Genomic DNA, 21,524 nt, shown 5'->3' with positions numbered 1-21,524 from the left:
CATATAGCACGGGGCCGGGCGGAATCAGACCGCTTTCAGTGTGAAACTTCGGTCAGGCTGTGCAGCGAGCGATTTTCCCAGATCGCCACGATCACCAACACCGCCGACGTCAACGCCCCCAGTACCAACGCCGAAAACACCTGCTGCAATCCCAGCGGCAGCAATACCAGCAGCATCAGCAAGCCGCCCAGGTGCGAAAACGGTGGCAACGGCCGGTCGCTCATCACCCACTTGAACAGCGCACTGCCCAGCAGGAACAACCACGGGCCGGCGATGATCGCCACCACGCCTGCCTGGCTGGCATGCCCCGGATGCACCAGCACCAGTTCGTCGGCCACGGCGCTGACGATAATCCCGGCGACGATCAATACATGCAGGTAGGTGTAGGCGATCCGCGCCTGACGGCCCGGGTCGGCAGAGCTGGCAATGCGATGGTGGGCGCGCTCGGCGCCGCTGTCGAAATAGATCCACCACAGGGCGATACTGCCCACCACTGCCACCAGGAATGCCGCCAGCCCGTCCACGCTCCAGGGCAGCTCGGCGAAGGTCGCGCCGGTCACCAGCAACGACTCACCCAAGGCGATGATCACAAACAGGCCGCAGCGTTCGGCCATGTGGTTGCCTTCCACATTCCAGTCCGCAAGCGTCGAGGGCCCAAGCCCGGGCACCCAGAAATACACCGACGGGGAAATCAACTCGATCAACAGCGCCAGGGCCCAGAAGGCTAAACGCTGCTCGCCTTCGAGCAGCGCACCGGTGATCCAGAACACCCCGGAAAACAGCATCCACGCCAGAATCCGCTGGAAATTGCGGGTCATGTTCAGCGACTCGCCGCGCACCGCCCACAACGCAAACAGCGTGCGTCCTACCTGCATGAACACATAGGCGCCGGCGAACAACAGCCCGCGATCGGTAAACGCCTTGGGGATCGACGAGGACAGCAACAGGCCCGCCACCATCAAACCGAACAGGCCGATGCGGATCGGGATTTTTTCCGGGTCCAGCCAGTTGGTGACCCACGAAGTGAAGATCCACACCCACCACACCGCGACCATCATCAACGCCACCTGCACGGCACCGCCGATGGACAAGTGGGCGAGCAGCGAATGGGACAACTGGGTCACGGCAAACACGAACACCAGGTCGAAAAACAGCTCGACCATGCCAACCTTGCCGCTGTCATGACTGCCGCGCCCACGCAGCAAGGAACGGGATAGGGCCATGCCTGGATCTCCCTGAAGGTTTTATCTCAAGATTTGGATGCGACCACCGGCAGCATGTCCCGCTCGCTCATGAACGCCTCCAGCCGCGAACGCATCCAGCGCTCCGCCGGATCGGTGTCAACGTGGCTGAGCCAGACCATCGACAAATCCAGGGTCGGGGTTTCGAACGGGAACGGTTCACAGAACAGATTGCCCCCGGCGGCCATGGCCTGGGCGGTGTAATCCGGCAGGCTGGCGATCATGTCGGTGCCTGCGAGCAGCGCCGGCAATGCGCTGTATTGCGGCACCGAGAGCACCACGTGGCGCTTGCGACCGATTTCCGCCAGCCACTCATCGGCAAACCCGGACACGTTGGCGGTGTGGGACACCAGCACATGGGGCCGTGCGCAATATTCGTCGAGGGTCAGGGGTTTGTCCGAGGCGTCCGCCCGCAGCAGGCACGGGCGGATATGCCGCAATAATTTGCGCTTGGCATTGGCCGGCAGGCCGCGGGTCTGGGTGATGCCGACGGTGATATCCCCGGAACCCAGCAGGTCCGGGATGCGCCAGTAATCCACATGCTGCACCACGAACACCACCTGCGGCGCTTCCTGGCGCAAGGCGCGCAGCAGCGGCGGCAGCAGGCCGAACTCGACGTCATCGGACAGGCCGATGCGAAAGGTCATGGTGCTGATGGACGGGTCGAAATCGTGGGTCAGGCTCAGGGCCGACGACAAGGAGTCGAGGGCCGGCGACAGGTGCTTGATGATTTCCTCGGCCCGCGCGGTAGGTTCCATCCGATGGCCGACACGGATGAACAGCGGGTCATTGAACAACGTACGCAGGCGGTTGAGGGCCGAACTGATGGTGGGTTGCCCGAGAAACAGCTTCTCCGCCACCCGGGTCACGTTGCGTTCGAGCATCAAGGTTTCAAAGACCACCATCAAATTGATATCGGCCTTGCGTAATTCATTGCGATTCATCGGCGACCGCCCCACTGCCCTGGATAAGTCGCAGTTTAGAAACACCCGGGGCCCTGCGTCTATGCGCACACTGTTCAACACGGGCCTTTGGGACTATAAAGCAGCTTCCAAGGCTTGCGAGAACACCATCGTGCTGGTCATTTCTGCCTTGAGCGTCCTGGTTGCCGGGATTTTGCTCTGGGCCATCAAATTCATCGCTCATCCCACCGCCAGGACACTGTTACGGGTATTTGTCGGTTTGTGCCTGGCGGCAGTCGTGGCTTACCTGGTGCTGGCTTCGGGGTTCCCTACCTCGTTGCTGGTGTGACCGGGCTCCTGCTCCTGCCCCTGACGCAAACGCAAGGCGGCCAACGCGGCCACCACCAGCACCACGGCAATCACTTTCAAGCCATTCGTGGCATTGCCGGTGCTCATCTCGATCGCGCCCATCACCGACGGCCCGACAAACCCGCCGAGCAATCCGCAGGCATTGACGAACCCCAGCCCGCCCGCCAGCGCCACGCCCTTGAGGCGCGAGGCCGGGTAGAGAAAGATGATCGACTGCACCACAAAGAACATCACCGCCGACACACAAAAGCCCAGCAGGCTGAACACCGGCCCCGACACCGAGGCAATCCCCAGCCCCAACGCCATGGTCAGCAAACCGGTAATCAACAGCCGCCGGGCACGGGTGGGCGTGGTCGCAAAGCGCGGCAGCAACACAGCGCCGGCCGCTGCGGCAATCCACGGCAATGAGGTCAGCAAGCCGACGCTCATGGTGCTCAATTCACCGTATTTGCTGATGATGCTCGGCAGGAAAAAGATCACGGTGTAGATGGTGATCTGATGGCAAAAATACACAAAGATCGCCAGCAGGATCTGCGGTGTCAGCCAGTTCTTCAGGGAATGCCCGCCCTCGCCTGCGCCCTCTTCGGTCTCCATCGCGATGCGCTGTTCAATCCCGCGCGCCTCTGCGGCCGAGAGCCATGGCGCCTTGCTCGGACGGTCCGGCAACTTGCACCACACCACCCAGGCAAACGCGACTGCCGGCAGCCCTTCGAGCAGGAACATCCACTGCCAGCCGTGCCAGCCGAGCAGCCCGTCCATGCGCATCAACGCCGCGCCCACCGGGCCACCGATGATGTTGGCAAAACACACGCCGAGCAGGAAATACCCGGTAGCCCGCGCCCGTTGCTCGCGGTTGAACCAGTAGGTGAGGTACAGCATCACCCCGGGAAACAGGCCGGCTTCGGCAATGCCCAGCAGCAGGCGCAGGATATAGAACGAGGTCTCACCCTGGACGAACGCCATGGCCGCCGAAATCAGGCCCCAGGTCACCATGATCCGGGCGATCCAGAACCGCGCGCCGACCTTGTGCATGATCAGGTTGCTGGGGATTTCCGACAGCGCATAGGTCAGGAAAAACAGCCCGGCGCCCAGGCCATAGGCCGCTGCTGAAATCCCCAGGTCAACGTCAAGATGGTGCTTGGCCAAGGCGATGTTGGTGCGGTCCAGGAAGCTCAGCACGTAGGCGATGATCAGCAAGGGCATCAGCTTGACGAACATCAGTTTGTTCAACTCCCGTGGTTCACGGGCGGTGTTGGCAGTCTTCATCGGGCAATTCCTCTTGGCGCCCCGCCAGCGCAACGGCTGGGGGACGCATCGGTGTTGTTCTAGGGTTCGAGTTGCGCAACCAGCGCCGACGGGCGATGGGAAAACAATTGCAGCAGCGCCCCGCCCAGGGCACAGCCGGCCATCACGAAGAAGCACACCGTGTAGCCGTGCAAGGTGGTCCAGCCGCCGCCCATGGCAATCAGGCTGCCCATCAGCACCGGCGCCAGGCCGCCACCGATAAACATCGCGGTGGTGATGATGCCGTTGGCGGTGGAGGTCGCCGACGGCTCGGCCGAGTCGCAGGCCACCGCGTAGTAGATCGGCCACACTGCGTTGGCCACCAGGCCGAACAGCAGTTGCACGACGATGATCAGGGTCAGGGTGTTGGCGAAGTAGAACGCACCGACACTGGCGGCCATCCACACCCCGCAGATGATCAGGGTGACGCGCCGGCCAATGATGTCCGACAGCGACGGCCACACCAGTTGCCCGAGAATCCCGGTCAAGGTGAACACCACGCTCATCCCCGCCGACTCGGCCAGGGACAGCCCGGCGATGTTGTACAGGTAGGCCGGCAGCACGATGTTGACGCCCATGTACACGACTTGGGTCAGCATCGTATTACCCGCCGTCAGGGCGATATTGCGGTTGCGCAACGTGGCGATAAAGGTGCGCCAGGCGTGGCCCTTCACTTGGCTGGCCGGTGCGTTGTCCGGCGGGGTCATGCCCTTGGCGGCGATGTCGACGTACAGCGCGGTGATGCGTTCGGCGGTGGAATAGCGCGCCCAGAAAATCATCAGCGGCAACGCCACCACGAACGCGAAGAAGAACACGTAGCGCCAGTTGTCTTCACCGAAGGTGCTGATGACAAAGCTGGCGACGATGCCACTGAGCATGGCGCCGATCGGGTAACCGGTGTGGTGCGCGCCAAGGGCAAAACCACGACGCTCCACCGGCCACCATTCGGCGGTGTTGCTCACGCCCACCGGCTCGCCCCAGCCTGCGCCGAGGTTGACGCCAACCCGCAGCGCGATAAAGGTCGCGAGGTTGCCGCTCAGGGCCTTGAACCCGGAGAGGAACGAAATAGCCGTGTAGCCCAGCACCAGCGGCACCTGGAACCGCGCACGTTTCCAGCCACCGCCGTAGCGGTCACTCCACATGGAGCCGGGAATATCCAGCAGCGCCAGGGCCAGCATGATCACCGTGGCCATCGTGCCCCACTGGTCGGCCGACAAATCGAAATGCTTGGAGATGGTCGGCCCCAGGCGCAGCACGATCTCACGGTCGTAGGCGTTGAGGATCCAGATCATCCAGCACACCAGCAGCGACACCCAGGAGTGCCGGTGAATACTGCGCAGCGAGGCTTTTTTCAAGGTTGCCATGGGTTTCTCCAGGCGCGCGAGGGCGCGCACTGACACAAGGTTGCGAAAGGAAAGTGCCTTGTTGAAAAAAACGCGCTAGCTGGCGAACCGTCGCTCGGCTATTCCTTGCACGCCCAGCCCGGTGATCGCAAAAAGCGCCCCGCGCTGCTGACCGTCGGCCGGGAAACGCGGCAACGGTGGCTTGGCCATGGAGGTGACAAACAGGGTGTCCAGGTTCGGCCCGCCAAAGGTCAGGCTGGTGACCTTTTTCACCGGCATCTGGATGATTCGGTCGACCTGGCCGTCGGGCGTGTAGCGCACCAGTTTTCCGGCATAGACCAGCGCCTGCCACAGGCAGCCTTCGGCATCCACGGTGCAGCCGTCGGCAGCGCCACCGCCGCTGGTATCGACCTTGGCGAAGGTGCGTCGATTGCTCACCGCGCCGCTGGCTGGGTCGTAGTCATAGGCCCAGATCTCGCCGGACCAAGTGTCGCAAAAGTAGAACGTATCGCCCGCCGGGCTCCAGCAGGGGCCGTTGGACACGATGATGCCTTCGTCCAGGGTGTGCAGGCTCAGGTCCGCGTCGAGGCGGTAGAGTTTGGCGCTGGCGCTGTCTTCGAGGGTGTCCATGGAGCCGAAGACAAAGCGCCCCTGGCGGTCGACCTTGCCGTCGTTGAGGCGGTTGTTGGGCAGTGCGGGTTCCGGGTCGATCACCAGGGCCAGTTCGCCGCTGTTGAGGTCCAGGAGGTGCACGCCGTTTTGCAGGGCGACGATGGCTTGCTCGCCGCTATGGCGCAGGGCCATGGAGCCGATTTTCTGGCCCACATCCCAGGCCCGCAGTTCGCGGCCATCCTCGGTGCAGCGCAGGATTCGGCCGTCGGCGCTGTCGATCCAGTACAACCGTTGTTGTTCGACGTCCCACACCGGGCCTTCGCCCAGGGTGGTCTTCACGTCCACAAGCACTTCGATACGCATGGTGTTATCCCCTTTTTTGTTGTTGTGCGGGATGGGCATGGCCGCGCCGTGACGCGGCCGGTTTATCACTTAGAAATTGACCTGGTCACGCCCCTTGAGCCCGAGGATTTCCCGCGCTTCATCCGGCGTGGCGACGCGGTGGCCGAGGGCTTCGATCACTGTGCGAATGCGCCGTACCTGGTCGGCGTTGGACGCGGCCAGTTTGCCCGGGCCATCCCACAGCGAATCCTCCAGGCCGACCCGGGCGTTGCTGCCCATGGACAGGCCCATGGTGGCCAGCGGAATTTGCCCACGGCCGGCGCCGAGGATCGACCACACGTAGTCGTCGCCAAACAGGCGGTCGGCGGTGCGGCGCATATGGGCCAGGTCTTCCGGGTGCCCGCCGATGCCGCCGCGCAAACCGAATACCGACTGGATAAACAACGGTGGTTTCAGCAGGCCGCGCTCCAGGAAATGGGCGGCGGTGTACAGGTGGCCGATGTCGTAGCACTCGATTTCAAAACGGGTGCGGTTCTCGGCGCAGGAATTGAGGATGTGGGTAATGTCGCGGAAGGTATTGCGAAAGATCCGGTCGTCGCTTTCTTCCAGGTACGGACGCTCCCAGTCATGCTTGAACTCGGTGAAGCGGTTGAGCATTTCGTACAGGCCGAAGTTCATCGAGCCCATGTTCAGCGAGGCCAGTTCCGGCTTGAACTGCATCACCGGTTGCAGGCGTTCTTCGACGCCCATGGTCGGTGCGCCGCCGGTGGTGATGTTGATCACCACGTCGCTGGCGGCCTTGATCTGCGGCAGGAATTCGGCGAACAGCGCGGGGTCCTGGCTGGGACGGCCATCGATGGGATCACGGGCATGCAGGTGGACAATGGCGGCGCCGGCTTCGGCGGCACCGATGGCGGCGTCGGCAATTTCCTGCGCGGTGATCGGCAAATGCGGCGACATCGACGGCGTATGGATGGCACCGGTGACGGCGCAGGTGATGATCACAGGACGATTTTTGGACATGACGATTCTCCGACTTTTATTCTTATGAAAAAAATCCCGGGTGTAACTTGTGTGTTCTTCCCTGGCTTAACGCTGACGCGGCCTACAGGTACTCGACGTTACCGTCGACACTGATCGCCTGGCCGGTGACATTGCGGGCAGCAGGCGAGCAGAGAAACAAGGCCATGGCCGCGACGTCTTCGGCGGTGACCATGCGCTTGAGGGAGATCTTGTTGAGGTATTCCTGGCGCATCTCGGCTTCCGGCACACCGACCTGTTCGGCACGGGCGCGGATCACGCCGTCCATGCGCGGGCCTTCAACGATGCCGGGCAGCAAGGCGTTGACGCGGATGTCGCTTTCGCCCAGCTCCGAGGCCAGGGATTTCATCAGGCCGACGATGGCCCATTTGGTCGCCGCATATGGCGTGCGCCAGGCGTAGCCGAGGCGCCCGGCGACCGAGGCGATATGCAGCAGATGGCCGTGGGACGATTCCTTGAGCATCGGCACCGCGTGGTGGGCAAAGCGGTATTGCGCCGTCAGGTTGATATTGATCGTGGCTTGCCACTCGGCATCGCTGATGGCGTCGATGCCGCCGGTGGGCCCGGCAATCCCGGCGTTGTTGACCAGCACGTCCAGCCCGCCGAATTGCTCGCGCTGCACCTGGAACACCGCCTCGATCTGCGCGGCATCGCTCACGTCGGCACGGGTGGCGACAGTGCCCGGGTACTTGTCGCGAAACGCCGCCAGGGCCGCTTCGCTGACATCACACACATGCACCTTGGCACCCGCCTCCAGATAGGCCGCCGCCAACACTTCACCGATGCCGGCAGCCCCGCCGGAAATCAACACACGTAACCCAGGATAGGGCTGCAGCCGCTGTAGGACACTCATGCACGTTTACCTCCTGAAACAGACGACCGCGAACGGTCGTTCTTGACGAGCAGGCGCGCCAGGGAATCGGCGGCCTGCATGATGTCATCGGTCACGGCCGCGCGGGCACCGGCGCCATCGCGGGCGGCCAGGGCTTCGACGATGCGCGTATGCGCCTCCATCGAGCGTTGCAAGTGAGCTTTATCGGGGGCGACCAGGGCAAAACACGGGCCCATGTGCAGCCAGAAGTTTTCCACGGCGGCCATGGTCAATTCGGCCTGGGCGACGGCATAGATCCGACGGTGAAAGGCGAAGTTGGTCCACAGGTAGCGGGAAACGTCGACTTCGTCGGCGGCCTGTTGCATCTGTTGGCAGAGGTCGGAGATTTCGTCGAGGTCGGTTTTTTCCAGGAGCAATACGGCCTTTTCTGCCAGCAAACCTTCCAGGGCGACCCGCGCATCGCGGATTTCCCGCAGGCGTTCGACCGTCATCATGCGTACCCGCAGGCGGGAGGTTTCGGTGACTTCAAAGGCGTTTTCGGCGCTGAGGCGCTGGAGGGCTTCGCGCACTGGCATGGGGCTGGAGCCGAGGGCTTCGGCGAGGCCGCGGATGGTGAGTTTCTGGCCGGGCTGGAAACGACCACTCATCAAGGCTTCGCGGATCTGGCGATAGACCTGGTCTTGCAAGGTATCACGGGACACCTGGCGCAAGGTCGGAAGGAGTAGCGGGCCATCTGTCATGAGTCAAAACCTGTGTTGTCGTTCTTATGGCTCCAATATGTGATCACAAATCAAATATGTCAAATAGTTTCCCGTTGACGGTATGGCTTCAGTCGCCGTCGAGTGTATTAATCAGGGATCTATGGCGAGCGGGATACCGGCGACACCACCCTCTGCTTCGCAGGGCGGGATGAACTTCAAGGGCGGCGTGGGGAGGCGCAAAGGTTGTTTCTAGTGTGCGGTGCCCAGATGGCACGCTGGTGGAGTTGGGAATGCCGATTCAGTAAATCGTAATGTGGCGAGGGAGCTTGCTCCCGCTGGACCGGGCTGGCGCTCCAGTGCGAAGCGCTCCCAAAAATCTTGGGGCCGCTTCGCAGCCCAGCGGGAGCAAGCTCCCTCGCCACAGCAAGCTCCCTCGCCACAGTGAATTGCCTGCATCAAGGCCTGAGCGGGCGCTCCTGATCGCGCTCCGACAGCTCGGTGCCATCGTCCGGATGCTTCCAGGTCTGCGGCTTTTCTTCCTCGCGAAGCTTCCTCGCCCGCTCCTGCTCCAACTCTTCGCGCTGCTTCTGTTCGTTGCTCATACCCACCTCCCATCCGTAAGAATTGGACACACTGGGCAAGCATAGATGAGGGAGCGGTTTTGTGTGCATCCAGCAATTGATAACCACGACGCATCAATACATGTAAACAACTCACTTATCATTTCCAAATGTGTCAGCCACTATCCGCGGTCTTAAGCGAAACAAGCACTTTAAAAAGAACGCTGGAGACACAAGAAAATGCAAAACCCTTCACGGCCTGACTCTGCCCGCTCCAAAGTCGGCGCGGTCTTTCGCGTCACCTCCGGCAACTTTCTCGAACAGTTCGACTTCTTTCTGTTCGGTTTCTATGCCACCTATATCGCCGCCGCCTTCTTCCCTGCCGCTAATGAATTTGCGTCATTAATGATGACCTTCGCCGTGTTCGGCGCGGGCTTTTTGATGCGTCCGCTGGGGGCTATCATCCTCGGCGCGTACATCGATGATGTGGGCCGTCGCAAAGGCTTGATCGTGACCCTGGCGATCATGGCCAGTGGCACCCTGCTGATCGTGCTGGTGCCCGGCTATCACACCATTGGTTTGTGGGCACCGCTGCTGGTGCTGATGGGTCGGCTGTTGCAAGGTTTCTCGGCCGGTGCCGAACTGGGCGGCGTTTCGGTGTACCTGGCCGAAATGGCCACCCCGGGCCGCAAGGGTTTCTATACCAGCTGGCAATCGGGTAGCCAGCAGATCTCCATCGTGGTCGCGGCCGCCCTGGGTTATGGCCTGAACCAGTGGATGGAACCGGCGGTGGTTGCCGATTGGGGCTGGCGCATTCCGTTCGCCATCGGCTGCGTGATCATCCCGTTCATCTTCGTCCTGCGCCGCAACCTGCAGGAAACCGAAGAGTTCGCCAACCGCAAGCATCGCCCGACCATGCGCGAAGTGCTGGCCACCCTGGTGAAGAACTGGACCATCGTGATCGGCGGCATGATGATGGTGGCGATGACCACCACGGCCTTCTACCTGATCACCGTGTACGCACCCACCTTCGGCAAAACCGTACTCAACCTGACCACCGCCGACGCCCTGCTGGTGACCCTGCTGGTGGCCGTGTCGAACTTCATCTGGCTGCCCATCGGTGGCACCCTCAGTGACCGTTTTGGCCGCAAGCCGGTGCTGATCGCCATGACTGCTTTGACCGTGCTGACCGCTTACCCGGCACTTTCCTACGTGGTCAATGCGCCAAGCTTCGCGCACATGCTGGAAACCCTGCTGTGGTTCTCCTTCCTCTACGGCATGTACAACGGTGCCATGATCCCGGCCCTGACCGAGATCATGCCGGTGGAAGTGCGTGTGGCGGGCTTCTCCCTGGCCTATAGCCTGGCGACCGCGATCTTCGGCGGTTTTACCCCGGCGATTTCCACCTGGTTCATCCACGAGACGGGCGACAAGGCATCGCCCGCCTACTGGCTGATGTTCGCCGCGCTGTGCGCCCTGTGCGCGACGTTCGCGCTGTATCGCCGCGCCAGCGCCCGTCTGCAAGTTGCCTGAGGAGTCGCACTGATGAACCCCATGCTGAAAACACTGGCGGCACTGGCGATCGGTTCCCTGGCGATGGTCGCCCACGCCGAAGAGCTGAAAGTCATGACCTCCGGCGGCTTCACCGCTGCCTACAAGGTGCTGGGTGCGCAATACGCCACCCAGAGCGGCGACACCCTCGACACCATCCTCGGCCCGTCGATGGGCAAGGCGCCGGAAGCGATTCCCAACCGCCTGGCCCGTGGCGAACACGCCGACGTGGTGATCATGGTCGGCTACGCATTGGATGAGCTGATCAAGCAAGGCAAGGTCGACAAGGCGTCCCGCGTTGAACTGGCGGACTCGCGCATCGGCCTGGTGGTCAAGGAAGGCGCGGCCAAGCCCTCGATTGCCACCGATGCCGAACTGAAGACGGTACTGACCAACGCCAAATCCGTCGCGTACTCGGACAGCGCCAGCGGCGTCTACGTCGAAAAGGAACTGTTCAAGAAGCTCGGCATGCCGTCCAAGGGCACCATGATCGAACGCATCCCGGTGGCCTCACAGGTGGCCAAGGGTGATTACGAAGTGGGCTTGCAACAGGTGTCCGAACTGCTGCCGATTCCAGGCGTGACCTACGTCGGAAAGATCCCTGAAGACGTGCAGTCCGTCACCCGTTTTGCCGCCGGCATTCCGGTAAATGCGCAGCACCCGGCGCAGGCGAAAAAGCTCCTGCAATTCCTCGCCTCGCCCCAGGCGCAACCGGTGGTGCAATCCACCGGCCTGGATTCGGTCTCACACTGACCGGAACGGCATCTCCCGCGTCAACCGCTCCAGTTCCAGTGCCGCCGGCGTCAACGTACGCCCGCGGCGCTTGATCAACCCCACGTTGCGCACCACCTCCGGCTCCACCAACGGCACGCTCGTCAGAATCGGATGTTCGCCGCCCGGCATCGCAATCGACGGCACCATCGCCACCCCAAGCCCCGCCTCCACCAGCCCGATCATGGTCGTCACGTGATGGGTTTCGCAGATGCTTGGTTTCTTCACCCGCACGCCGCGCAGGGCCTGGTCCAGCAGGAAGCGGTTGCCTGAGGTCTTGTCCACGGTGATGTAGTCGTACTCGTACGCCTCGGCCCACGTCACACTGGCGCGGTCCGCCAGCGGGTGCTCCCGGCGACAGGCCAGTACATAACGCTCCTGCAACAACAGCTCGAACTCCACCCCGTCTGCCAGGCTGCCGCTAAAACTCACGCCGAAATCCGCCTCGCCACTTTCCACTGCCGCACACACCTCGCCCGCACTCGCGTCCAGGACCCGCAGGCGAATCTTCGGATAGAGCTTGTGGAATTCGGAGATCACGTGGGGCATGAAGTAGTACGCGGTGGACGGCACACAGGCGATGGTGACATTGCCCATGCGGGTCGAGGCGACGTTGCTGATGCCCATCAGGGCGATGTCCAGGTCATCGAGCATGCGCTCGACTTGCGGCAGGAACGCGCGGCCGACCATGGTCAGGCTGACCCGGCGCGTGGTGCGTTCGAAGAGTTTGACGTCGAGGGCGGATTCGAGCTTCTCGATACGCCGGCTGAGGGCCGGCTGGGAGATACGGATGGCTTCGGCCGCCGCACGGAAACTGCCCTTGTCTACGACGGCGCGGAAGGCCTGGAGGTCGTTGAGGTCGAAGTTGATGATCACGGGGGCAGCCATTGGTTGAGCAGATGTGGCGGGCATTATCGTATGGAGGCTGGCGGGATGCTATTGGCGCGGGCCACAGACTCGGGATCAGCCAATAACCCTACGGAAAATATGCGGTCATACATATCAGCAGGGAATTTGCGTGGGTTGGAAACGAGACTTCTGAAAAGCGTCAATACTGACAGCTCTTAGGTACCACCTCACAGGTCTAACATGGGAAAAACAGTTGTCAGCACAACACTGCTGATTTGTCTTACTGGATGCGTAGGGATCCATCTAGCCCTTCCCGATGATAAAGATGCTCACACCAACACCCGACCACAACCTACCAAACGTGAATGGTGCGGAATGACTGTATGGGCTGTAGTTCCACTCCCACTGAAATTGCCTATGTGCAACTCGCCTCCTGCCAAATCCCCGCTGTATGCCTGCGGTCCCTTTATGTTTCTCGCACCACTCATGCATGGGTATAAAGGAAATTCTTTATGCGGGAAAATTCCTACTTAGAGCCTCTTGCAGGATGACGACGACAATCAACCGCAGCGGCAATCTTTTCCACTCACGAATACAGACTGGTAACGCAATCAATGGATGAAACAATAAAAAGGACTTCCAGCCCTGTGCCTCTCTATCGAGCGATTCGAGCGGGGTTGTGGCTCCTGGGTTTGCTCTGCCTTGCAGCTTTGGGCTTCTTCGCCTGGCAAAGCTTCTACCCGGTCAGTGCAGCCGAAGACTGGAGTGTTCATGTCGTCCACCGAGACGTAGCAAAGGCCGCATCACTGATGCCGATGCCCGACGGTTCGCTGATGGTGAGCCAGGAATTGAGCGATGGGCTTGGCAGTATCGTACGCATCTTGCCCGACGGAAAACGCGAGCTGGTTGTAGGAAAACTATCCAAGCCCGATGGCATGGTCGCCACTCAGGGCGGTTGGGTGTTCAGCCAGGAAGTGGACGGCGCGCCGGTCAGCTTCCTCAAGGACGGCGTCGTCACCGAGCTGTTCAGGGGAGAAAGCGTGCAAGGGTTATGGGACGACGGCGAGTACCTGTATGCCATCGAAGACCGTAAGGTCGGGGCGCGGATCCTGCGCTATCACTGGAGCGACAGGACCTTGAGCGTCGTGCGTGACCAACTCAGCGAAGGCGAGTCGATTGTTCGCTGCACGGATGGGCGCATGCTCTACACAGAAAAGAAGAAGGGCGTGGTGCGAGAGCTGACCATCGACGGTAGCGACCCGGTGGTACTGAGCCATTTGAACAAACCCACCTTCCTGATGTGCGATGAACGCGGGTTATGGATCAACGAGGATTCAACCCACCGTGCGCGTTTGTTGCTGATCGACAAGCACGGGCGCCAGCAGACGATCCTGTCTTTCCTGAAGGCGCCACAGTCGATTGTGCGTACGACGAAGGGAACGTACCTCGTGGCCGAAGGTGGCCGTGACCGTATCCTGGAACTGGTGCCATCCGTGGCACGAGTAGACCCCGTTACAGCTGAAACCGCGCCACCGCCTCATTGAGCGACACGGCCAAGCGCGCCAGCTCTTGGCTCGACCCGTTGATCTGCCCTGCTCCCGAAGATGATTGCGCGGACAGGTCACGAATGTTGACGATGTTGCGATCCACTTCCTTGGCCACTTGCGCCTGCTCCTCGGCGGCGCTGGCGATGACCAGGTTGCGCTGGTGAATCTGGTCGATGGAGTCGGTGATCTGGCTCAAGGCTCCACCGGCGCCTTCGGCCAGGATCAAGGTTTCGCTGGCCCGCTGGGTGCTCGATTGCATTGAGGTCAGTGCCTCGCTGGAGCCACTGCGCATCGCGGTGACCATCTGGTCGATTTCCAGGGTCGATTGCTGGGTGCGATGGGCCAGCGCACGCACTTCGTCGGCCACCACGGCAAAGCCACGCCCGGACTCACCGGCACGCGCCGCCTCGATGGCGGCGTTCAGGGCCAACAGGTTGGTCTGCTCGGCGATGGAGCGAATCACATCGAGCACCTTGCCGATGTCCCGCGATTGATCGGCGAGGTTTTGCACCAGGCTCGAGGTTTCACCGATGTTGGTACTCAACGCCTGAATCGCGCTGACCGTCTCGCCGACGCGCTGCTGGCCATCGCGGGCCGTTTCATTAGAGAGCCGGGTGGATTCGGAAGTGGAGACTGCATTACGTGCCACCTCATCGGCGGCCGAGGTCATCTCGTTGACCGCGGTGGCGGCTTGCTCGATTTCAGCGGTCTGCTTTTGCAGGCTGCGGCTGCTCTGGTCGGTGATGCCGTTGAGGTCGGTGGCCGACGCGGCCATCTGCCCGGCCGACTGGCGAATCAGCTGCAAGGTACTGCGCAGGCTGCCTTGCATGGTCTGCAACGCCACCAGCAGGCGCGTCACTTCGTCATCGCCGGTTACTTCAACGGTTTGCGTCAGGTCGCCTTGGGCGACGTTTTCTGCGGCGCGCACCGCGTGGCTCAGCGGACCAACGATGCTGCGCGTCAGCAACCAGGCCAGGGCCACGGTGCTCAACGCCGCCAGCAGCACGAAGCCGAAGACCATCGTGCGCGAGCGGCTGTACTGCAACTCGGCCGTCTGGCCCTGCAGGTTTATCTGGGCGTTGTAATAGTCGGCCAGGGCATTGAGCTGATTGCCGGAACCGTCGACCACGGTCTTCATGTCCACCAGCAGCAACTTGTTCAGCTCGGCGGTCTGCTGCTTGTCGGCGAGGATGAATGACTGAGTGAGACCTTGCTGATACTGACGCAGGGAGACCTGGAACTGATCATAAAGATTGCGTACCTCGGGGGTATCAATCACCGCATTCAGGTCGGCCAGTTTCTTCGTCAGATCCTGGCTGCGGGTGTCCATCTGGCTACGGTATTGCGAGAGGCTCGCGGGATTGGGATCAAGGGCCATGCGCAGGGAAATAGTGCGGATGCGCAGCATGATTTCGCGGATATCCGAGACCAGGCGCATTTTCGGCACCAGGCCACTTTCAACCTGCACGGCGCTTTCGCGGATGCTTGCCATGTTCGAGAGCGCAAAGAACCCCAACAGCGCCACGAGCAAGGCAATCAAGGCAAAACCGAGACCCGCACGGCGGGCGATGGACAGGCTGCGGAGCGACATGGCGATTGTTCTCATTATGGGCATACGACATCGTATGACAGAGTTTCGGCCAGTCAGGGCGGGACTTTAGGGGTGTCGACCAGAAGTTAACAGATATAAATTATCGACGTGAAAGGCCCACGGGGCGGACGCGCCTTGAATGTATTTCCAAGGCAGTCCGGGGCGCTTTATTCAGCGGGTTACATTGACCACGCCTGCGCACTTGCAAAAAACGCCTGAGCATTACTGTCCAGCGTTTCCAGGTGATACCCGCCCTCCTGCACGATCACACACGGCAACCCCAATCCACGAATGCACTCCCCCAGCCGCGCAAATCCTTCCCGCGTCACCGCCACTTTGCTTTGCGGATCCAGCTCGTAGATATCGAACCCCAGCGACAACACCAGCACGTCCGCCGAGAAGTCCTTCACTGCCTTCAATGCCAGTTCCAGCTTTTGGAAAAACACCGCCTCACTCGCGCCATGCGCCATTGGCAGGTTGAGGTTGAAGCCTTCCCCCTTGGCTGCGCCGCGCTCCTCCGCAAAGCCTGCAACCCCCGGATAGAAGTTGGTCGGGTCGCCATGAATCGACACGTACAGCACGTCATCACGCTCGTAGAAAATCTCCTGGATGCCTTGCCCATGGTGCATGTCGGTGTCGAGCACGGCGACGCGCTCGAAGCCAGCGCGCAACGCCTGCGCCGCAACCGCCGCGTTGTTGATATAGCAGAACCCACCGGCTGCATCAAAACGCGCGTGGTGGCCTGGCGGGCGGCACAGCGCGTAGGCCGCGGGTGCGCCGTCGAGGATGTCCCGGGAGGCAGCGACGGCGCTTTGGGCGGACCAATAGGCCGAGCGCCAGGTGAGTTCGCCAATCGGGCAACTGCCGTCGGCGAGGTAGCGCGCCGCCTGGGCAAGGATGCCGCGCAGGGCGTTGGGCTCGCGCACGAAGATGTTGGACATGACTTCGTCGCCCCAGTCTTCGGGGATTTCTTTCCAGCGCTGGTGGGCTTCCTGGAGGAAGGCCAGGTAGGCCGCACCGTGCACAGCCAGCAGTGGATCAAGGCCCTGGTCGTGGGGTTGCTGGATGTCGAAGCCCAGGTTTTGCGCGGCCAGCAGCAGATTGCGGGCGCGCTCCGGGACTTCCTGCGGGGTACGCATCTGGCCACGGGAGTAGTAGCTGCGAGGATGGTGCAGGAGTTGTTCGGGGTGGAAATAAGTACGCATGGGATTTCTCCTGATGGGCACACATCTGCGGTTGAACACCGGACCTGTAGGAGCTGGCTCGCCTGCGATTGCGGTGGCTCAGATACAAATTTGTTGCCTGAACCACCGCTATCGCAGGCAAGCCAGCTCCTACATTTTGATCGTGTTCAACCTTGCAGAAATGTTTCGTTAATTAGCCTGGCCGGCACGTTTCAACACGGCATTGAGCAATACATCGGTGCCCTGGCGAACATCCTCGGGCAGCACATCTTCGGCTTCGTTATGACTCAAGCCTCCCACGCACGGAATGAACACCATCGCCGTGGGGCAGAACCGCGCCAGGTGGATGGCGTCATGGCCAGCACCGCTGACAATCGATTGCTGGGCATAACCCAACGCATCCACGGCGGACTGCACACAGGCGACACACTCGGCATCAAACGGTGTCGCCGGGCTGATCCAGTGCGGGCTGACGGTGACGCTCAGACCACGTTGGGCGGCGATGTCCTGCAAGCGGGCACGCACCTGTTGCTCCATGGCTTCTATGTCGGCGTCGCGGTGATGACGCAGGTCGACGGTAAAATTCAGCAAGCCGGGAATGGTGTTGCGCGACGACTTGGCGATGCTCAATTCACCCACGGTCGTGAGGCCCTCAGGCGCAAAATCAGCCCCCAGGTTTTCCAGCGACTGGATCATCTGCGCGGCGCCGTACAAGGCGTCCTTGCGCAGTGGCATCGGCGTGGTCCCGGCATGGGCGGCCATGCCTTCCACGCGCACGTCGAGCCAGCGAATCGCCTGCCCACCGGTGACCACGCCAATGCTCTTGGCGTTGTCTTCCAGAATAGGACCTTGCTCGATGTGCGCTTCAAAATACGCATCCACCGCGCCACCCAAGGGGCGCTCGCCGTTGTAGCCGGTGCTGCGCAACGCATCCGCCACGCTGACACCGGCGACATCCCGGGTGGCCAGCGCGTTATCCAACGCCAAGGTGCCGGTGAACACGGCCGAGCCGAGCATGGCCGGGGTAAACCGGGCGCCCTCCTCGTTGGTCCACACCGCGATTTCCAGCGGTTTGCGGGTCTTGATGCCGTGGTCGTCGAGGCTGCGGATCACTTCCAGTCCGGCCAGCACACCATAGACGCCATCAAAACGCCCGCCTTCCGGCTGGGTGTCGAGGTGGCTGCCCATCATCACCGGCGCAGCTTCAGGGTCGGTGCCAGCCCGGCGGGCGAACAGGTTGCCGATGGCATCGACGCTCAGGGTCAGCCCGGCCTCTTCACACCAGCGGCTGAACAGTGCGCGGCCCGCCTGGTCTTCGGCGCTCAACGCCAGGCGGCAACTGCCACCGCGGGCCGTGGCGCCGATTTCGGCCATGGCCATCAGGCTGGCCCACAGGCGCTCGCCATTAATCTTCAACATACACATTCTCCAATCAAACGCTTCAAGCCATTTCAAGACGGTGGGCGGTGGCGTGACGCCGGGACAACGCAAGTACGCACAGCAGCGAAACCCCCGCGATCGCGCTGTAGAACACTGCCATCGGCCACCACTGGCCCTGGTATTCATGGGCCAGCCAGGTGCCGATCAACGGCGTGAGGCCACCGGCCAGTGCGCCGCACACTTGGTAGGCCAGGGAGATGGCGGTGTAGCGCACGCGGGTTTCGAACAAGCCGCTGACGAAGCCGGCAATCACCGCATAAAACGAGGCCATGCACACCACGGCCAGGGCGATGCCGAGGATGATCAATGGCGCCTGGCCGCTGCTGACAAGCACGAACATCGGATAAGGCGAGGCCATCGCAAGCACGCTCATCGCACACAGAAAGCGTGTGGCACCGACCTTCTCCGCCACCCAGGCCGCCAGCGGCTGGACACAGAACTGGATGATGGCCACGACAAACAGGCATTCCAGAATCAACGAGCGCGGCAGGTTAAGTTGCTGGGTGGTGTAGGCAATCATGAAGGTGTTGGTGAAATACACCCCGGCAATCCCCAGGGTGTTGGCGCCGATGCACAGCAGCAGCGGGCGCCAGGCCGTTTTCAGCACTTCGATGACCGGGGCCTGATCCTGGGTGATGGCCCGGGCCTTTTCTGCCTTGGCTTTGTCTTCCAGGAACTCAGGCGATTCGTTGACGCCCAGGCGGATTGCCAGACCGACGATCAACAACAAGGCACTGGCCAGGAACGGCACGCGCCAGCCCCAACTGAGCAGGTCGGCCTCCGGCAAACGGGTTACCGCACTGAAGGCCAGCAACGACAGGATCAAACCCGCCGGGCTGCCCAACTGTGCAAAGGAGGCAAAGAAATTGCGACGGCCTTTGGGTGCATGTTCGCCGGCCATCAGCACCGCCCCGCCCCACTCGCCGCCAACGGCGATGCCCTGCACGATGCGCAGCAGCACCAGCAACACCGGCGCCGCGACGCCGATCTGCGCATAGGTCGGCAACAGGCCGATACATACGGTGACCACGCCCATCATCACCAGCGTGATCACCAGGGATTTCTTGCGACCGATACGGTCACCGATATGCCCAAACACAATGCCGCCCAATGGCCGGGCGAAAAAGCCCACGGCAAAGGTGCCGAACGCGGCCATGGTGCTGAACAGTTTGTCGTCGGAAGGGAAGAACAATTGACCGAACACCAGCGCGGCGGCGGTGGCGTAGATGTAAAAGTCGTACCACTCGATCATGGTGCCGATGAAAGCGGCGGCCGCGGCACGGCGCGGCTGCGGCGAAGCGGAAGGCTTCATGGGGCTGGCTCCTTTGGTTATTTTTTTGGCAGGAGAAAGGTCTGGCGCACGCGCTCTGATGGCGCTGGTTGAGGGTGATTTTTCGTCTCGGCCCTATGATTAGTCAATTTTCTATTTATTATTCCGATTATAAATTCTGCTTATTATCGAGCTGTCGACATGCCTGAAAATCGCCGCGATGTTCATCCGCTGCTCAATGACCGCCTGGACTGGAACCTGTTGCGCACCTTTCGGGTGATCGGCCAGGAGTTGAGCATCAGTCGCGCCGCCGCCCGCCTGCACCTCACCCAGCCGGCCATCAGCCAGGCGCTCAAGCGCCTGGAAGAACAGCTCGACTGCCACTTGATCGCCCGGCGCGGCCCGCGCTTCGTGCTGACCGAAGCCGGCGAGCAGATTTTCGCGATCGCCGGCGAGATGTATGGCCAGGTCTCGCAGATGAGCAACGCCCTGCAAAAGCCTGGCGACGAGGTGCTTGGCAAAGTGCGGTTGCTGATGATCAGCCGGATCAGTTCGGACACCTTTGATGACTTCCTGGCGGACTTCCATCGCCAGCATCCCCGGGTCGACCTGGACGTTGAGGTGATGCGCAGCTCTGACATCGTCGCCGCCCTGCTGGAGAAAACCGCGACGCTGGGCCTGAGCCTCAATCGCCGGCCGCAACCACGGCTGGAGCAGCACCTGTTCCTGCGTCAGCGTTATGCATTTTTTTGCGGGCGGCATCACCCGTTGTTCGGACGCACCGGGCTGGCGGAGGGAGATTTGCAGTCGGAGAACTTCGTGAGTTTTACCAGCGACCAGATCGGCGGAATGCTCTCGCCGTTGACGATCTTTCGCGACCAGCAGGGCTTCAGCGGGCGCATCGTGGCGTCGTCCTCCAGCCTGGAGGAAGTGCGGCGGTTGGTGATTGCCGGGTTTGGCCTGGGCTGCCTGCCGATTCATGTGGTGGCCGAGGATGTGAAGCATGGGCTGCTCTGGCGCTTGCCGCCAGACGAAGGGATTACCGACGTGGATATCCACCTGCTGTGGAACCGTGAGCAGAAGATGAGCCGGGCGGAGACGGTGTTTATCGAAAGCCTGTCGGCACGGTTGGCCGCAGAATAAATGGCGTGATATGCAAGTCACTTGGCGGCCTCTTGCTAGTGTATGAGAGAAGCCGGTCGACCATCATTCGTTCACAGGTTACTCCCGCAGTCTCAAACGAAGAGGTGTTCGAATGTCCAGGATATGGTTTATCACCGGCAGTTCCCGCGGCCTCGGCCGCTCGATTACCGTAGCCGCCCTGCGCGCCGGTGATCGTGTGGTTGCCACCGCGCGCAATCCCAAGCAGTTGGATGACCTGGTGGCCGAATACGGCGAGGCGATTTATCCGGTCACGCTGGACGTGACCAATAACCAGCAGGTGCTGGAAGCGGTGGATGCCGCGGTGAAACATTTTGGTCGCCTGGATGTGGTGGTCAATAACGCCGGCTACGGTGACCTGGCGTCGGTGGAAGATGTGACGCTGGAGGATTTTTCCGCGCAGATCAGCACCAACTTCTATGGTGTGGTGCACGTGAGCAAGGCGGTGGTGCCGGTGCTGCGCGCCCAGGGCCGTGGGCATATCTTCCAGGTATCGTCGTTGGGTGGCCGCATCGGCATGGCCGGCCTGGCCGCGTATCAGAGTGCGAAATGGGCAGTCGGTGGATTTTCCACAGTACTGGCACAGGAAGTCACGCCATTGGGCATCCAGGTGACCGTGCTGGAGCCAGGCGGCATGCGCACGGACTGGTCGGGCAGTTCCATGACGATTCCGGCCATCAGTGAGCCCTACCAACAAACGGTCGGCGCCTTGGTTGAATTGCTCAACTCCCCCGGCATCCTGCCGACGGGTCCGGACCGGGTTGCCGAAATCGTGCTGGAGCTGGCACTGAACAAAGACGCCCCGCTACGCTTGCTGATCGGCAGCGATGCCGTGCAATACGCCGCCCGTGCAGCCGCAGATTTGGCCGAGTCGGATAAGAAGTGGCACGACCTCAGCGTGTCGGCCTCGGATTAATCTCACGCTTTTGAAAA

General features: G+C 61.7%; 20 protein-coding genes and 1 pseudogene. 6 read left to right on the top strand and 15 right to left on the bottom strand.

The window, feature by feature from the left end; translation table 11 throughout:
- Positions 1-35: 35 nt before the first annotated feature.
- Together HYE77_RS02090 and HYE77_RS02085 are read right to left on the bottom strand one after the other, a co-directional pair.
- The gene (locus HYE77_RS02090; protein ID WP_102604246.1) at positions 36-1,223 is read right to left on the bottom strand and encodes a low temperature requirement protein A; all 1,188 of its coding nucleotides are present in this window, start codon (positions 1,221-1,223) and stop codon (positions 36-38) included.
- A gap of 26 nt (positions 1,224-1,249) precedes the next feature.
- Positions 1,250-2,185: a LysR substrate-binding domain-containing protein gene (locus tag HYE77_RS02085; protein WP_087692586.1), complete on the bottom strand. Its 936-nt coding sequence runs from the start codon at positions 2,183-2,185 to the stop codon at positions 1,250-1,252.
- A 61-nt stretch (positions 2,186-2,246) separates the two neighbouring features.
- Between HYE77_RS02085 and HYE77_RS02080 the strand changes: the two genes are divergently transcribed.
- A complete protein-coding gene (locus tag HYE77_RS02080) occupies positions 2,247-2,492 on the top strand; it encodes a hypothetical protein (RefSeq protein ID WP_023659101.1) in 246 nt (81 codons plus the stop codon).
- Here HYE77_RS02080 and HYE77_RS02075 read toward each other — a convergent pair.
- The 7 genes from HYE77_RS02075 to HYE77_RS02045 form a co-directional block, all read right to left on the bottom strand.
- Positions 2,447-3,778, bottom strand: a complete 1,332-nt coding sequence (locus tag HYE77_RS02075) for an MFS transporter (RefSeq protein WP_087692587.1) — start codon at positions 3,776-3,778, stop codon at positions 2,447-2,449. The genes HYE77_RS02080 and HYE77_RS02075 overlap by 46 nt on opposite strands.
- Positions 3,779-3,837: 59 nt before the next feature.
- Positions 3,838-5,160, bottom strand: a complete 1,323-nt coding sequence (locus tag HYE77_RS02070; protein WP_177068342.1) for an MFS transporter — start codon at positions 5,158-5,160, stop codon at positions 3,838-3,840.
- A gap of 75 nt (positions 5,161-5,235) precedes the next feature.
- Positions 5,236-6,114 carry an SMP-30/gluconolactonase/LRE family protein gene (locus tag HYE77_RS02065; protein WP_003211906.1) on the bottom strand — a complete coding sequence of 293 codons (879 nt, stop codon included), beginning with the start codon at positions 6,112-6,114 and terminating at the stop codon, positions 5,236-5,238.
- A 69-nt stretch (positions 6,115-6,183) separates the two neighbouring features.
- Complete coding sequence (locus HYE77_RS02060; protein ID WP_010176558.1) at positions 6,184-7,116, bottom strand: 3-keto-5-aminohexanoate cleavage protein; 933 nt, start codon at positions 7,114-7,116, stop codon at positions 6,184-6,186.
- Between the two features lie 82 nt (positions 7,117-7,198).
- Positions 7,199-7,987 carry an SDR family oxidoreductase gene (locus tag HYE77_RS02055; RefSeq protein ID WP_087692590.1) on the bottom strand — a complete coding sequence of 263 codons (789 nt, stop codon included), beginning with the start codon at positions 7,985-7,987 and terminating at the stop codon, positions 7,199-7,201.
- Complete coding sequence (locus HYE77_RS02050; protein ID WP_087692591.1) at positions 7,984-8,706, bottom strand: GntR family transcriptional regulator; 723 nt, start codon at positions 8,704-8,706, stop codon at positions 7,984-7,986. The genes HYE77_RS02055 and HYE77_RS02050 overlap by 4 nt, the downstream gene beginning before the upstream one ends.
- A 416-nt stretch (positions 8,707-9,122) precedes the next feature.
- On the bottom strand, positions 9,123-9,269 hold the full coding sequence (locus HYE77_RS02045) for a hypothetical protein (RefSeq protein ID WP_003211914.1): 147 nt from the start codon (positions 9,267-9,269) through the stop codon (positions 9,123-9,125).
- Positions 9,270-9,467: 198 nt separating this feature from the next.
- Between HYE77_RS02045 and HYE77_RS02040 the strand changes: the two genes are divergently transcribed.
- Both HYE77_RS02040 and HYE77_RS02035 read left to right on the top strand, forming a co-directional pair.
- Positions 9,468-10,760, top strand: a complete 1,293-nt coding sequence (locus tag HYE77_RS02040; RefSeq protein ID WP_003211917.1) for an MFS transporter — start codon at positions 9,468-9,470, stop codon at positions 10,758-10,760.
- A gap of 12 nt (positions 10,761-10,772) precedes the next feature.
- Positions 10,773-11,531 carry a substrate-binding domain-containing protein gene (locus HYE77_RS02035; RefSeq protein WP_008437882.1) on the top strand — a complete coding sequence of 253 codons (759 nt, stop codon included), beginning with the start codon at positions 10,773-10,775 and terminating at the stop codon, positions 11,529-11,531.
- Here HYE77_RS02035 and HYE77_RS02030 read toward each other — a convergent pair.
- Positions 11,523-12,425 carry a LysR family transcriptional regulator gene (locus tag HYE77_RS02030; protein ID WP_003211921.1) on the bottom strand — a complete coding sequence of 301 codons (903 nt, stop codon included), beginning with the start codon at positions 12,423-12,425 and terminating at the stop codon, positions 11,523-11,525. The genes HYE77_RS02035 and HYE77_RS02030 overlap by 9 nt on opposite strands.
- Positions 12,426-13,090: 665 nt before the next feature.
- Between HYE77_RS02030 and HYE77_RS02025 the strand changes: the two genes are divergently transcribed.
- Complete coding sequence (locus HYE77_RS02025; RefSeq protein WP_177022954.1) at positions 13,091-13,942, top strand: hypothetical protein; 852 nt, start codon at positions 13,091-13,093, stop codon at positions 13,940-13,942.
- Here the strand turns inward: HYE77_RS02025 and HYE77_RS32875 are convergent.
- The 5 genes and pseudogenes from HYE77_RS32875 to HYE77_RS02005 form a co-directional block, all read right to left on the bottom strand.
- Positions 13,911-14,720, bottom strand: a complete 810-nt coding sequence (locus HYE77_RS32875; RefSeq protein ID WP_371316412.1) for a methyl-accepting chemotaxis protein — start codon at positions 14,718-14,720, stop codon at positions 13,911-13,913. The two genes, HYE77_RS02025 and HYE77_RS32875, sit on opposite strands and share 32 nt — an antisense overlap.
- 48 nt (positions 14,721-14,768) lie before the next feature.
- Positions 14,769-15,536 (bottom strand): annotated as a pseudogene (locus HYE77_RS32870) (MCP four helix bundle domain-containing protein); the annotation flags it as partial.
- Between the two features lie 179 nt (positions 15,537-15,715).
- Positions 15,716-16,741 carry a histone deacetylase family protein gene (locus tag HYE77_RS02015; protein WP_177028557.1) on the bottom strand — a complete coding sequence of 342 codons (1,026 nt, stop codon included), beginning with the start codon at positions 16,739-16,741 and terminating at the stop codon, positions 15,716-15,718.
- Positions 16,742-16,909: 168 nt separating this feature from the next.
- Positions 16,910-18,139 (bottom strand): Zn-dependent hydrolase, encoded by a 1,230-nt coding sequence (locus tag HYE77_RS02010; RefSeq protein ID WP_177068341.1) that lies wholly within the window; start codon positions 18,137-18,139, stop codon positions 16,910-16,912.
- A gap of 22 nt (positions 18,140-18,161) precedes the next feature.
- The gene (locus HYE77_RS02005; RefSeq protein ID WP_177068340.1) at positions 18,162-19,472 is read right to left on the bottom strand and encodes an MFS transporter; all 1,311 of its coding nucleotides are present in this window, start codon (positions 19,470-19,472) and stop codon (positions 18,162-18,164) included.
- Between the two features lie 159 nt (positions 19,473-19,631).
- Between HYE77_RS02005 and HYE77_RS02000 the strand changes: the two genes are divergently transcribed.
- Complete coding sequence (locus HYE77_RS02000; RefSeq protein ID WP_177068339.1) at positions 19,632-20,573, top strand: LysR family transcriptional regulator; 942 nt, start codon at positions 19,632-19,634, stop codon at positions 20,571-20,573.
- Positions 20,574-20,685: 112 nt separating this feature from the next.
- Positions 20,686-21,507, top strand: coding sequence for an SDR family NAD(P)-dependent oxidoreductase (locus HYE77_RS01995; RefSeq protein ID WP_008437872.1), 822 nt, complete (start codon positions 20,686-20,688; stop codon positions 21,505-21,507).
- The last annotated feature ends 17 nt before the right edge of the window (positions 21,508-21,524 follow it).

It is taken from the genome of Pseudomonas sp. IPO3774, assembly GCF_013386835.1.
Taxonomy (GTDB): domain Bacteria; phylum Pseudomonadota; class Gammaproteobacteria; order Pseudomonadales; family Pseudomonadaceae; genus Aquipseudomonas.
Note: the sequence above shows the minus strand (reverse complement) of the source record. Positions and strands in the feature narration are given on the sequence as shown.